The sequence below is a fragment of the Pseudoprevotella muciniphila genome (assembly GCF_003265305.2).
GTDB classification, from domain to species: domain Bacteria; phylum Bacteroidota; class Bacteroidia; order Bacteroidales; family Bacteroidaceae; genus Alloprevotella; species Alloprevotella muciniphila.
This window is the reverse complement of the sequence record NZ_CP033459.1, coordinates 227077-241470: the sequence shown is the minus strand read 5'-3', so window position 1 is coordinate 241470 and position 14394 is coordinate 227077. Positions and strand designations below refer to the sequence as shown.

General features: G+C 44.0%; 11 protein-coding genes. 9 read left to right on the top strand and 2 right to left on the bottom strand.

Features of this window, described 5'->3' with window-relative positions:
* Positions 1 to 93: 93 nt before the first annotated feature.
* Positions 94 to 549 carry a MarR family winged helix-turn-helix transcriptional regulator gene (locus C7Y71_RS00990; protein WP_111897909.1) on the top strand — a complete coding sequence of 152 codons (456 nt, stop codon included), beginning with the start codon at positions 94 to 96 and terminating at the stop codon, positions 547 to 549.
* A gap of 185 nt (positions 550 to 734) precedes the next feature.
* Here the strand turns inward: C7Y71_RS00990 and C7Y71_RS00985 are convergent, their stop codons facing one another.
* Entirely contained in the window at positions 735 to 1685 is a 951-nt protein-coding gene (locus tag C7Y71_RS00985) for a helix-turn-helix transcriptional regulator (RefSeq protein ID WP_111897910.1), read from the bottom strand.
* Between the two features lie 191 nt (positions 1686 to 1876).
* Between C7Y71_RS00985 and C7Y71_RS00980 the strand changes: the two genes are divergently transcribed.
* The 8 genes from C7Y71_RS00980 (at position 1877) to C7Y71_RS00945 (ending at position 13342) form a co-directional block, all read left to right on the top strand.
* Positions 1877 to 3373, top strand: coding sequence for a hypothetical protein (locus tag C7Y71_RS00980; protein ID WP_111897911.1), 1497 nt, complete (start codon positions 1877 to 1879; stop codon positions 3371 to 3373).
* A 22-nt stretch (positions 3374 to 3395) separates the two neighbouring features.
* On the top strand, positions 3396 to 4604 hold the full coding sequence (locus C7Y71_RS00975) for an imelysin family protein (RefSeq protein ID WP_111897912.1): 1209 nt from the start codon (positions 3396 to 3398) through the stop codon (positions 4602 to 4604).
* Positions 4605 to 4764: 160 nt separating this feature from the next.
* Positions 4765 to 6201 (top strand): di-heme oxidoredictase family protein, encoded by a 1437-nt coding sequence (locus tag C7Y71_RS00970; RefSeq protein WP_111897913.1) that lies wholly within the window; start codon positions 4765 to 4767, stop codon positions 6199 to 6201.
* 31 nt (positions 6202 to 6232) lie between these two features.
* The gene (locus C7Y71_RS00965; RefSeq protein WP_111897914.1) at positions 6233 to 7447 is read left to right on the top strand and encodes a porin; all 1215 of its coding nucleotides are present in this window, start codon (positions 6233 to 6235) and stop codon (positions 7445 to 7447) included.
* 156 nt (positions 7448 to 7603) lie between these two features.
* Positions 7604 to 8257 carry a hypothetical protein gene (locus C7Y71_RS00960; protein ID WP_111897915.1) on the top strand — a complete coding sequence of 218 codons (654 nt, stop codon included), beginning with the start codon at positions 7604 to 7606 and terminating at the stop codon, positions 8255 to 8257.
* Between the two features lie 25 nt (positions 8258 to 8282).
* Entirely contained in the window at positions 8283 to 9428 is a 1146-nt protein-coding gene (locus C7Y71_RS00955; RefSeq protein ID WP_111897916.1) for a Rid family hydrolase, read from the top strand.
* A gap of 80 nt (positions 9429 to 9508) precedes the next feature.
* Positions 9509 to 11578, top strand: a complete 2070-nt coding sequence (gene ccsA / locus C7Y71_RS00950) for a cytochrome c biogenesis protein CcsA (protein WP_111897917.1) — start codon at positions 9509 to 9511, stop codon at positions 11576 to 11578.
* Between the two features lie 96 nt (positions 11579 to 11674).
* Positions 11675 to 13342: a TlpA family protein disulfide reductase gene (locus C7Y71_RS00945; protein WP_111897918.1), complete on the top strand. Its 1668-nt coding sequence runs from the start codon at positions 11675 to 11677 to the stop codon at positions 13340 to 13342.
* Between the two features lie 155 nt (positions 13343 to 13497).
* Here the strand turns inward: C7Y71_RS00945 and C7Y71_RS00940 are convergent, their stop codons facing one another.
* Positions 13498 to 14394 carry an RluA family pseudouridine synthase gene (locus tag C7Y71_RS00940; RefSeq protein WP_111897919.1) on the bottom strand — a complete coding sequence of 299 codons (897 nt, stop codon included), beginning with the start codon at positions 14392 to 14394 and terminating at the stop codon, positions 13498 to 13500.

Here is a 14394-nt window from a genome sequence, read left to right as displayed (position 1 = left end):
AAAAGTTACATTCGCAATAATACAAATTCTTATTATTGTCTTTGTCAATTTCCTTTTTATCTGTAATTTTGTGTCGTAAAATGTTAAAACGCGTTGATTATGGAAATGGATTTTGATGTGAGTCTTATTTTTGCGATGCTTAACGGCAAGGTTTTTACTGCCATCAATCGTAAACTGCAACGCAACTTTGTTCGCAGTGGTCTGAAGATTACACCCGAACAATGGACTGTGCTTTTCTATCTTTCCGAACAAGACATGATTACCCAGCGTCAACTGTGCGACAAGGTTTACAAAGACAAGCCTTCCATGACGCGTATCATCGACACCATGGAAACGAACCATCTTGTTGAAAGGAAATCGAACACAGAAGACCGTCGCAGCAACCTCATCCATCTAACTCCTCACGGCTATGCCATGAAAGACCGCGCAGAAAAGATAGCACTCATCACACTGCGCGAAGCGTTGCGTGGTCTCGGACTGACAGACATCAGCATATCACAGGAGGTTCTGCGCCGCGTGTTTGAGAATATAAAGGAAGACAAACGATAAAGTCGTAATTATCTATAGAAAAGTAACTGCAAGCGAAAAACTTGCAGTTTTTCTTTGTGTTTCGCTGAAAGTTGATGGTTGCGACTGAGTCGCAAAATACCAGACGATATTGTTATCATTCGTGTATTGCAGTTGACACTAATCGCTAAAAATGTTACGTGGTTTCTTCTTTTCAGGTTATTCTGTCATATTTGCACATCTTCAAGATTGACTATGCCGTTGGCTATGGCATAGATAGTAAGACCAGCCGTGCTATGTATTGATAGTTTTCTCGCAATATTTTTTCTGTGGGTAAGGACGGTATTGACTGAAATGAAAAGTTTTTCAGCCACTTCTTTATTAGTCAAACCGTTGACAATACACCTTACTATCTCTTTCTCCCTTTCTGAGAGTGTTTCGTCTTTGGTTACATTTTGTGGTTCTTCTTCACTATTGACAGCACCATTTACTGCAACTTTGTTCTCAAGCAGTTTTACGGCAGGCACGAACAGGTAGTCTTCTACAGTTTCGTGCTGGTGCAAGTCAGCCTCACAGGTAAAGATATCAAAAAGCACACTAACTAAAGGAGTGTCATCTCCCCCTGCTTTATAATATTTAATGATGATGTTCTTGAGTTCCTGCAATTTTTTTTCAACTGCATCGTGTCCTCTGGAATACACGGAAATATCGTAATTTGTTGCTTTTATTCCCTTGAGGAGATCTTTTACGTATGGGAACGTTTTCGAGTTCTCATACGCCATGTGTTTTCTCACTTCAGCCAGGTATTCGTCGAAGAACTTGAGAATGAGGAAAGCCACTTTGTTATCTATTGAACAATCGATGGCGGAGAGCAGTTTCCGTCTTATGGCAGGTAGTTGGAATTCAAGGAAATAGACGTGTGCATTCTCAAGATAATCAATCAGCGACTTGACAGATACAGTTTCTATGTAGTCGTCCACGATATCTTCTCCTGATTTCAGGTAATTAGCGACAGCGAGGAATGTATTGGTATCCACAGCCGCTTCTTCGCACACCTGCTTAATGGTCTTTTCTCCTACCCCGAGCGAGATGCCGAAGCGTGTCATCATTTGCAAGAGGTGATATTCCTTACTGATGATGTCGCACAGTTTATCATTTTCTTTAATTGCAACAGACATAAATTCATACTTTCTAGTTACTGCAAAATTATTAAAAAAGAAAACTTTATAAATGAAAATGGTGCGTCCTTATACAAAAATCACTTAAAAAGCAACCATTATACCCACTTTTTGGTATTGAAACGAGGCACAGAACTCCATAATTTTGCACCCAAATTCGGAAGACTGTTAATTTAATTAACATTTATAACATGAAACAAAAATACATTATTATCTGGGTTTTATCTTTGATTGTCATCAACATTTCCGGTCGAAATATTGAAGCAAACAATTTTGAAAATGACATCAAATCAGAAAAAGATACAGCCATCGTTCTTCAGAAGCCTACTACTGCCAACGATGACTACAAATTTCGATTTGGTGGCTATGGTGAGATTGTGGCGAGTTGGAAAGATTACGGACTGAATCGCTGGAATGGTCAGACAACAGGTAGCACCCGCGACCATCATGCCACGATTGCCCTACCCCGGTTCATCATGGCCTTCGACTACAAATTCAGCAAGCGCTGGGCTTTGAGTGCAGAGGTGGAATTTGAAGGAGGCGGCACTGGTACAGAATATGAAATTGAAGTAGGCTCCGGCTCTGAGAACGGTGAATATGAGACCGAAACTGAAACAGGTGGCGAGGTGGCATTGGAACAGTTTCACCTAACATATCTTGCCCACCCATCGTTCAACGTTCGTATGGGTCACATGATTGTTCCGGTAGGTATCACTAACACTCATCATGAGCCCATCTATTTCTTCGGAACCCGTCGTCCTGAGGGTGAGACCACCATACTGCCTTCCACCTGGCATGAGACAGGTATTGAATTCTTTGGTAAGTTTGGCAAAGGTCTCGCTAAATTTGATTATGAGGCAATGATCATTGCAGGCGCTAACCCTAATGGTTTTGACAAATACAACTGGATTAAGAAAGGTAAGCAAAACTACTTTGAAGCCGACAACTTCACGCGTCCAGCCTACGTAGGTCGTCTGAACTGGCATGGTGTAGATGGTCTTCGTGTCGGCACGTCATTATACTACTGTGGCGATGCCGGGAGAAATGCAGACAAACTTAATACTTATAAAGGCTTCGGCAATATCTCTTTGCTCATCTGGTCGGCAGATGCTCAATATATCAACAGATGGGTTGAGGCACGTGCCAATATCATTACAGGTCGCGTAAGCCATGCCGACGACATCAGTTGGGTTAACCGCATTTACTCCAAGGACTCTCCTTATAACCGTACACCCAACGTTGCCAAGCGCGCATTAACCTACAGTTGTGAACTTGGTCTGAACGTCAAGAACATTTTCAACTGCAGCAAGAACTTCCCCAACATCATACCTTTTGCACATTACGAATACTACAATCCGCAAGAGAAAGGAGAGAAATCTACATCTGCCATGGACGACCGCTGTCAAGTGAGCCTGTGGACCATGGGACTGAATTGGCGCCCACTTCCAAATTTGGTTGTCAAGGCAGACTATACTACCCGCCAGATAGGCACACGTAAGATATTCGGTACATCCAATGCGGGCTATAACAGCGAGAATGAGTTCTCTATTGGTGTGGCATATATTGGTTGGTTTATCAAGCACAATGGCGAGAAGGTTCGTTGCGTTGACTATGAACGACTCAACCAGCAAGTGAATGAACTGCGTCGGGAAGTGGAAATCCTAAAAGCAAAAAATGCTAAAAAATAATTTTAACAAAAAAACTATAAAAATGAAGAAAAACCTCTTTTTACTCGGACTTCTGACATTCGTTATGTCTATTTCATTCGTTTCATGCGGTAGCGACGATGAACCCCAAGTTAATCCTAACGAAACTGACGTTACAGCAGCGAATTTGGATTACAACGCAAGTAATGCTGCGGGTTGGGGAAACTATATGCAGAAAGTGGCTGAATTGCTCGTTGAAGATGCTACAACACTTTACAACGACTGGACTGTAAGTTACAATGGTGGCGAAAGTTATGCACAATCATTCATCAACCACACTGGTTCCAATGGCTACAGTTCAGCCATGAACTGCATCGATGAAATTATCGAAGGTTGCAAGACCATTGCAAACGAAGTAGGTTCAGCAAAGATTGGCGACCCATATACTTTGTATATTTCAGGTCGTACAATTGATGCTCTCTATGCCGTAGAATCTTGGTATAGTTGGCATTCTATCGATGACTATTCCAATAACATTGTTTCTATCCGTAATGCTTATTTTGGGTCACGGGACGGTAGTCCTGCCACAGCATCTATTGCCACTCTCGTCGCTTCCAAGAACGCATCATTGGATATAGAAGTCAGGAATAAAATCCGTGCTGCATGGAATGCTATCCAGAGCATCCCTGCTCCTTTCCGTAGCCACATCAACAGCACAGAAGCCAAAGTTGCTGCTGAAGCCTGTGCCGATCTCTACGACTGCCTAAACGAGAACCTGAAGCCATACCTAAACAGCAATGCATCTAACGGTACTATTACAGAGGCAGAACTGCAACCTATCGTAGAGAATTACGTCAACGTTGTTGTTGTTCCCACCTACAAAGAACTTGTAGAAAAGAACCAGAAATTGCTTGATGCCGTCAAGGCATTCCGCATTTCGCCCTCAAACAGCAATTTCCAGACATGTGCCTCAGCATGGCTTGCAGCACGTGAGCCATGGGAGACGAGCGAAGCCTTCCTCTTCGGTCCGGTAGCCGACAAAGGTCTTGACCCCAACATGGATTCCTGGCCACTCGACCAAAAAGGCATTACTGACATCATCAAATCGGGCAACTTCGATGCACTTAACTGGAGTGGAGAATATGAAGAAGAGGCTGAAGAAGGCCCGTCATCTCAACATGCCACCGACATTGCCAACGCTCAGTCGCTTCGTGGCTTCCACACACTTGAATTTCTGATTTTCAAGGATGGTAAAGCAAGAACTGTCAACTAATTTTCTCTACATCAACAGAAAACGCATCAAATTGCAAACGGAGATAGGGCTTTGTTCCTGTCTTCGTTTTGCGGCAAAATTAGAGGTTGAGCTTCTAATAACCATAAGTAACTATCTATCAATTTGTTTTTATGGCTTTAGAAGACAGGAATATCAAAATATGAACATACAATACATAACAAAAGCAGTGTCATTCTGCCTGTTATTCGCCTCCATCACTTCTTGCAGCGAAGACGGTTTGGATGTTCTCGATATAGAAGTGAAAGACGGGTATGCACTATCAGCCGGCACTTCCACGAATTTTGAGGTAAGCAGTTATGCATACGACACTGATGCTGAATGGTTGTCGGGAATGTATTCTATCCGTTTCAACCTTGGTGACAATCTCTACGATAATGTCCGCACATCAAGCAACAGCAAAGGTGGCGGACTTGGTCCGGTGTACGCCGGTTACAGTTGCGGCAGTTGTCATCGTAACGCTGGTCGCACCACTCCTGCACTTTGGTCGAGCGAGGGTAGCGGAAATAACGGCTTTACATCTGCATTGATTTACATCAGCAGGAAAAACGGCACATTCTTTCCTAACTATGGCCGTGTGCTACATGACCAATCCATCTATGGCGTTCGCCCTGAGGGCAAAGTGAAGATGGATAAGAAATATCAAAAGTTTACCTTCCCGGATGGTGAAGAATATGAACTCTGCCTTCCTGTATATACCATAACCGAATGGTATGCCGACAGCATTGCTCCCGAAGATTTGTTCTGCACTGTAAGAATACCTTTGCGCCATGTCGGTATGGGGCAGATGATGGCGTTAAACAGGCAAGAGATAGAACAACTTGCCGCGCGCAGCAATTACCCTGAATGGGGCATAAGCGGCAAGGCGAACTACATCACCGAGCGCGGCATACTTCAGTTGGGACTTTCGGGCAACAAGGCACAACATGCAGACCTAACAGTAGAATTAGGTTTTTCGAGCGATATGGGTGTAACCAACAGCCGCTATCCCGAAGAGATTTGCGAGGGACAGATGCAGATGCAAGAAGGCTCGATGATGGGACTTGCCTACGACCAACTTGACGTTACAACAGAAGAAATGGAAGATGTAGATTTATACCTTCATGCCCTAAGTGTTCCTGCTCGTCGCAATGTAAATGACCCGCAAGTGAAACGCGGCGAACAAATGTTCTACCAGGCTGGTTGTCATTTGTGTCATGTTACGACACTCCACACACAGCCTCGCGGTGCAACTCTTCTCAACGGCACAGAACTACCCTGGCTTGGCAATCAGACCATACACCCCTACTCCGACTATCTCTTGCACGACATGGGTTCTGAGATAATGGGTGTAGGGCTGAATGATAACTATGTCAGCGGTTTGGCGCGTGGCAATGAATGGCGCACCACTCCCTTGTGGGGTATCGGACTGCAACAGATAGTGAACGGACACACTTACTTCCTGCACGATGGGCGTGCCCGTAACTTCGTGGAAGCCATCATGTGGCATGGTGGCGAAGGTTATGCTTCACGACAAAAATTTGCGAACATGCCCAAGGAAGACCGAGATGCTCTGATAGCATTCCTTTGGTCGCTCTAACAATAAATTAGAATAAAAGTAAAACTACATAATGAAAAAGTTATTATTACTCGCTGCTTTGGCAGTATTTCCTGCAATAACATTTGCACAACAAGAGGAAGAGGAAACAGAAAACGGTGTTGTATCCGTTGCCGACAAAGACGGATTTGTTCTGAAAAGCAAGAAAGGCGACTTCGTGTTCAAGCCCTATCTGCTTGTTCAAGGTGCAGCGAACTACAACTATTACGATGACGAAGGATTGGACAAAGCCTACAATCAGGATAATGTAGCGAATTCAGGTTTTTCCATACCATACGCAGTAATCGGTTTCACAGGCAAGGCCTTCAACAAAGTATCCTATAACCTGACAATCAATGCTGCTGAGAGTGGTGGCAAACTTCTTCAGCAGGCATGGGTGGACTTAAAGTTGAAAGAAGAAATTGCGGTGAAGGCTGGTAAGTTTAAGACCCCATTTACGCACGCCTATCTTACGACATTAGGTTCAACTCTTTTCCCACAAGTACCCACATCGCTCACTGCATCGAGCATCATGCCCTATTCGCTCAATGCCGTAACTCCATCTATTGCAACGGGCTTTGACCTTGGTGTGGAAGTTCATGGCTTATTGGGCAAGAAATTCGGTTACGAGGTTGGTATCTTCAACGGTACAGGTGCCGGTACAAACAGCGCAAAAAAAACATTTAGCGACGATTGGCATATTCCATCGCTATTATATGCAGGTCGGTTCACGTATATGCCAAAAGGCGTGATGCCATCGACACAGGGTGATCCGAACCGTCTGCACGAGGACAAGATGCTTTTTGGCATTTCACTGTCGGAAAATGTTGAAAGCGAAAGCGAAAGTACCAATGATTTTCGAGCCGGTCTGGAGTTCGCTATGCTCAAAAACAGATGGTATATCGGCGCAGAGGCCTACTACATGAACGTAAACTTCACAAAACGCCAGAAAATCAAAGAAGACTTTAATTACTGGGGAGGATACATACAGGCTGGTTATTTCGTGACCAATCAACTCCAAGCCGCCCTGCGCTATGATTTTATGGACAGAAACGGTACAGACAAGAAAGGCTTCCTAAATATGCCAGCCATAGGGCTGAACTATTTTGTTCCGCATACCAATCTGAAGATACAAGGCATGTATCAGTTCATCGGGCGCACAGGACACAGCACCCAACTTGACCGCGACATCGATGACCTTGGTCTTGCCAAGCACAGCGCAAGAATTTTGCTGCAATACACATTCTGAAAATTGGCATCTAAAAATAAAAAATGTTGTAAAGCAATATAGAAATATCATTTATAGGAATATAACAGACAGAAAATTAGGAAAATGCGACAATATTTTCTATTATTCATTGCTGTTTTCGTTTTTTGTAGTACTTTTACATCTTGCGACGATGGAATGGTTCACGAGCACTACAACAACACCATAGACGGACGTGTTGTACGAGCAGTAGGTAACATTAGCGGCAAGGAGACATGGGCAGACGGCTATTCACTCGCAATAGCAGGTTTCACGGACAACAGTGAATATGCCGTTATTATGAAGAAAATTGTAGAGCCGACATCGGATGGTCCTATTGACGTTACGCTTGCTGGTATTCCCGACAGCGTGTCAAGCATAGAGTTGTGCGCCGTTAACAGCCTTCGTATTCGCGTTGCCACATTTGCCACTCTCTCTACGGACGACATCAAGACCTCTCTCGATACTATTCCGTTTGCAGTGGGTTCTCAAGACGTGAGCATGCTTAATGCCATACAGGACAATCTGTTCAGCACAACGTGCGCCAACTGTCATGGCAGCAGCAATAGTGCGGCAGCAGGCCTCTTCCTGACAAAAGGAAAGAGTTATGAAAATCTGGTCAACATTCAGTCGAAGAAAAATCCAGAATTACTGCGAGTAAAACCTGGTGACACAGAAAACAGTATGCTCTCCCAGGCGCTTTTCAGCAACATTTCCCGCGATTGGCATTACGACCACAGTCACGAGGTGCTTGAAAACAATAAAATGAAGAATATCCTGAACGACTGGATCAACAGTGGTGCAAGGAATTAGCAACAAATAAACTAAAAACAAGATAATGTCCCAACAAACCGTAAATTTTCCGAACACGTTTGCAGAAATATATGGTTTCGAGAATGTCGAAAGCGCGAAAGAGTATCACATGATGATACATGTGAAAAACTTCATGCTCCCTTTCGAAGAACAACTTCAGTCGCTTGTTGATACTTTTTACGAAGTGTCTTCAGGTTTAGCCGGTCGTCCGCAGGCAGTGATGAAACGCTATTTCTTGAGCGATGCAGCAAACCAAGCAGGATTGGTAAGGGAAATCAACTCAGACGAGCGCTCTGCTCTTTCTATCATTCAGCAACCGCCACTTGATGGTTCTAAAGTGGCATTGTGGGCGTATCTTGTAAGCGATATTGAGCCGACGTCCACGCAGTCCGGTACATCTGTTGTATTCAAACGCGGCAAATATACACATCTTTGGACGGGTGGATTATCGAATGAAGAAAAGAACTCGCAATCGCAGACAGCATTGATATTCAAGCGCTACATTAAGCGACTTTCTGAATTTGACATGACCCTTGAAAGAGATTGCACACGCACATGGTTCTTTGTCAGCGATATAGACAACCGCTATTCAGGCATGGTAAGGGCTCGCAACGATGTATTCGATTCATGTGGACTGACCTGCGACACTCACTTCATTGCCAGTACTGGTATTGGGGGTGTTCAACAAGACCCAAGCATCTTTGTGCAAATGGATGCTTGCGCCACCGGAGGATTAGATAACGGACAGAAGCACTATCTTTATGCATCAGACCACCTGAACCGCACGAGCGAGTATGGTGTTCGCTTCGAACGCGGCACATACATTGACTATGGCGATCGCCGCCATATATTCATTTCAGGCACTGCGAGCATAGACCACAAAGGCGATATCATGCATTCAGGCAACATTATAAATCAGACAAACAGGTTGCTTGAAAACATTGAGGCACTGCTCAAGGAGGCTGACGCGTCGTTTGACGACTTGGCGCAAGTGATAGTATATCTCAGAGATCCATCTGATTTTCAGATTGTACGCAAAATCTGCTCGGAACGTCTTCCTGCAAAGCCTTTGGTAATTGTGCATGCCCCGGTTTGTCGTCCCGGATGGCTCGTAGAAATGGAATGCATCGGTATCAAAAAAACAGAGTATCCTGAATATGATTCGTTCTGACAGTCAGAGCACCTGTTTTATCATAGCAACATAATGCAACTTCTCAAATTGAAGTTGCTTTATTTTTCAAATATAAGAACATGAACCGTATTTTGAAGAATATTATACTTTTTTTATTGACCACAATGGTCATTGCGCTTGGTATCGGCACAATCATTGAAAAAGTCAACGGCAGTGAATATGTATCAGAAAAAATATACCACAGCCTCTGGTTCTGCTTATTGTGGGGCTTCATATCTGTATTGAGCCTTGTAGTCATCTTCAAACGAAAAATGTGGAGACAATTCAGCGTGTTTTGTCTTCATCTGTCATTTTTGGTTATTCTTGCCGGTGCACTGACTTCATATATGACGAGCAAAGATGGTACACTTCATCTGAGACAAGGTTCAACTGCTGATTATTTCTTCCTAAAAAAAACGAATGAATCCTCCCCACTCTCTTTCTCGCTGAGGCTTGACAGTTTTGCTGTGGAATGCTACCCTGGTACGACAGCACCTTCTGATTACAAGAGTTTCGTGACGTATCACATTTCGGGTGATTCGATTTCACAATCCTCCATAATCTCCATGAACAACATCCTCTCCATAGATGGTTACAGGTTTTACCAAACATCTTTCGACAGCGACTGTCGCGGGACGATTCTTACAGTAAACTATGATTTGTGGGGTACGAATATCACCTATTTTGGTTATGCTCTTTTGGCCTTGTCAATGATTATGGTTCTGCTGCTTAGCAACACTTTCCGCAGACTGCTTCGCCATCCTTTGCTCCGTAGAAATCTTTTTCTTTTTGCTTTGCTTTATTTCTGCTCATTCAGTTTAAGCACGACTGCGGCAGAGGCTATTCCAAGCATTAACCGCGACAAGGCAAATGAGTTATCGCGGCAACAGGTAATATACAACAATCGTACTGCTCCTCTCAACACCTTGGCTTGTGATTTCTTAAAAAAAATATATGGCAAAGAGACTTATCGGGGTCTTAGTGCAGAACAAGTTCTTTTCGGTTGGGGGCTTCGTCCTGATGTATGGAAAGAACAGCCTATGATACTCGTTAAGCATGCAGAATTACGTCAATTACTCGGCATCAATGGTAAATATGCCAAGTTCACGGAACTATTTAATGCTAATGATTATAAACTAAAAGACTTTGCTGCCAAAGAGTATCAGGGAAATGTGTCTTTGAAGAAATCAGTTCAAGAGTTAGATGAAAAAGTGGGTTTGATTCTTATGCTTACTCAAGGTACGCTTGTTCGGCCTGCCACGGGCAAATCAAGAGTTTCCTCCGCTCGCATAGAAGCAGAAATCATCTACAATGCCTTGCCTGTAACAAAGATACTCTTTATGAGTTGCCTGACACTGGGTCTGTTCTCTTTCTTCCTATTGCTTTATGCCATGACAAAAGGTAAAAAGAACAGCCACATTGTTAGTGTAAAGAAGGCTTACAACATCCTTGCTATGTTCATGATTGTTGCCTTTTTGCTCCAACTGTACACATACATTCTGCGGTGGATTATCATAGGCAGGATTCCACTTTCGAATGGTTATGAGACGATGCTATTCATGGCATTGTTCACATTGTTTCTCGGATCTCTTCTGCAATATCGCATACGCTATACCCAACCGTTTGCTTTTCTTATTGCAGGTTTCACTTTGCTTGTATCGCACCTGGGACAGATGTCTCCTCAAATCACAAATTTGATGCCTGTGCTGAATTCTCCACTGCTCAGTGCACATGTGTCTATCATCATGATAGCCTATTCGCTTTTTGCGTTTTGTATGCTCAGTGGAATTTTTAGTTTGGTGCTTATGTGTATTAAAACGAGAGATTTTAGGTTAAATCAATCTATACTCCAACTGACCATATTGAGCAGGTCGATGCTGTATCCTGCCGTATTTATGCTTGCCACCGGAATTTTTCTTGGTGCTATTTGGGCAAATGTATCATGGGGGAACTACTGGAGTTGGGATCCAAAAGAAGTGTGGGCACTAATCACACTTTTGGTTTACTCTCTCCCACTCCACAGTCGTTCTCTGCCTTCTATGCGCAAAGCATTCATATATCATCTTTATATGGTGTTGGCCTTCTTTACCGTTCTGATGACCTTCTTCGGTGTAAATTTCCTTTTAGGCGGCATGCACAGTTACGCGTAAATTTGTTTAATTAACAAAAATTAACATATTCTCCGACATATTCCCACGAAGATTTGCGTATATAAATAAAGAAAGACAATTACAAACGAAACGAAAATGAATAAAACCATCATCACCTTCCTGCTTGCACTGCTACCCATAACATGCTGCATTGCCCAAAAGAAGTATGCAATAAATGCCATGCTCAGGAGCTACCCCTCGGGTACGATAGATGAATACCACTTCCATGCTGGAAAAGCAATAGTCAAGGGGCGTTTTGTCAATCGGACGGAACACAGCTTCTCAACTTTCAATGTGACAGGGACGGATCTGTTCTCGAATCAAGATTTCGTCAGAACGATTAACATCGAACCCGATGGTTCTTTTCTTGAACTGATTAGTCTGCCGCATTCAGGATGGGTTTACTTTGATGGTGCAGAAATTCCGCCTGCTTTTATCGCTGTTGGTGACACCTTGGATTTATTGATTGATGACGCAGGGAGCGAAGCAACAATCTCAGGCAGTGGCGCCACAGGAGAAGTGAACAGCGTCTGGCCACAGTTGGAGACTCAGTTCGCCTCGAAAGAAACACAGACGCCCTGGGAGGCAATGAACCGTGAATTCATGTTAGAGTGGAAAAACAGAAAGGTCAGGGAACTCGACCGAATAGCCAGTGCCATAGATGCTGATACCATCGCCGCGCTGAAAGATTGCTCAAACTACGCAAAGGATGTGTTGAAGACCAGTCTGCTGGCTATGCCGCTGGAGCAAATGCTTGTGGCAGTGCATCAATGGCGGTGGAGAACAAGGAACGAGGACGGAAAGCCTAATCCAGCCCTGACGATTTCCTCTGACTCATTCTTCGATTTCCTTTCGGCAAGGCAGTCTTATTTGATGGACAATCCATTGATGATCCTCGCAGCTGATGGCGGCGGTGTCGTCAACAATATGGAATTCTATGTACTCAACGCATACTTGTTCCTGGCAAACGATATGGAAAGATGGAGCAAGTCGACCGACTCCGATGAACTGGGCAATTACAAAGAGAACTTCGTCCTGCCGCACAACTACGACCCTGCGCTTCACCGCGAAATGCTTGAGTTTGACAAGGGCCACTTGCTTTCCTTGGCAGACTATTATGCGATGTGCAGCGACAGCATCCGCTCGCGTTTCAAACTTGACAATACGGGATTCATGATGCAGCTCAGCTTACTTCATCGCGTCCTTGACTTTGACTACGAGGACTCCGCTGAATGGTTCCTCACTCGCAAGGCAGAAGAACTGGCCGCAGCCATGCCACTGTTTACCGCCTCGTCTATCTGTCACCATGCCGTGGACGTCTACCGCCACTTTGTCATCGAACGCGAAGGAAATGCTCGAATGGAGGCGTCAGTTTCCACACCAGGCGACTCTCTCTTTCAATCGCTGAAGGACAAATATGCCGGCAACGTCATATACATGGACTTCTGGGGCATCGGGTGTGGACCTTGCCGCAAGGGGATGCTCGACCAGCGCACACTCGTCGAGAAATACAAAGACGCGCCAGTACGTTTCCTCTACATCTGCAACGAAAAAGACTCACCCCGTGAACCAAGTGAGAGGTTCCTCTCCGATAATCACATTCAAGGTGAACACATCTTTCTCACGTCGGACGAATGGAATCTCCTCTGCAACACGTTTCAGTTCAATGCAATCCCTTTCACGCTCCTTATTGACAGGAAAGGCAATATTGTAGAGAAAAACGTTCCACCAACCAGTATGAAAATTGACGAGATGCTTAAATAGTATTAGTGTGCTTAACGGACAGCGCTCCCTTCTACATAAAGAGTGGATAAATGCCGGATGTGATGCAACACTATGTTGTAAATAAGGTCATCTTACAGACTCTGCAGATCGTTGAAAAAAACACCCTAATCGAGATGTACAGTAAGATATGAAAATCAGGAGTCTTGTTCTTTTGATGAAAAGATGGCATTAAAAGTTTTTGGAATCGGTGTCTCAAATTTCATAAGTTCACTTGTCATGGGGTGATAAAAATCAAGCCGATAAGCATGCAGGCAAAGTCGGTCGATAGGATTGTCGCCGTTACCATACTTTACGTCTCCGCAGACAGGATGGTTGATGTCTGCCATGTGGACTCGGATTTGGTTTTTACGTCCTGTTTCGAGTTTCAGTTCAACGAGTGAGTGTTTATCATCAGTCTTGATGGTTCGATATCTTGTAAGGGCGTACTTTCCATCGCCCTCATCAGGTGAAGAATATGTAACCATCTGTTTGTTTTCTTTCAGCCAACTCTCCACCATACCCTTCTTCTGTTCTATCTTACCCGAAAGGACTGCAATGTATCTTCTGTCAGTAACTATTTCATGCCAATTATCCTCAAGTATTTGCTCTGCCTTCATGTTTTTGGCATAAACCATAAGCCCCGACGTATCGCGGTCCAACCTATGCACTACGTGTACCGTACACTTTTGGTGCGTTCGGTGAAGATACTCGTCGAGTATGGTCTTCACGCAAAATGCACTATGGTTGTTTGCCATAGAAAGAATTCCCGGTGCTTTGTCAATCACAATGATGTGGCTGTCTTCATACACCAACTTAACAAAACGGCTGTTAAGTGTCTGCCTGTCCTTCTTCTTGCTGATTTCAACGACCATTCCCTGCGTCAGTTCAAAATCATGCTGTGAAACAATTTTTTTATTCACTCGCACTCCGTTTCCCTGCAATATAGCCTTTGCCTTATTGCGACTGATCCCTTGCAATGACTTCATGATGAAAGGCAGGAGTGCGTCTCTTTCCGTAACTTTGAAGATGGTGTATTGAGGTGCTTTGTGCAT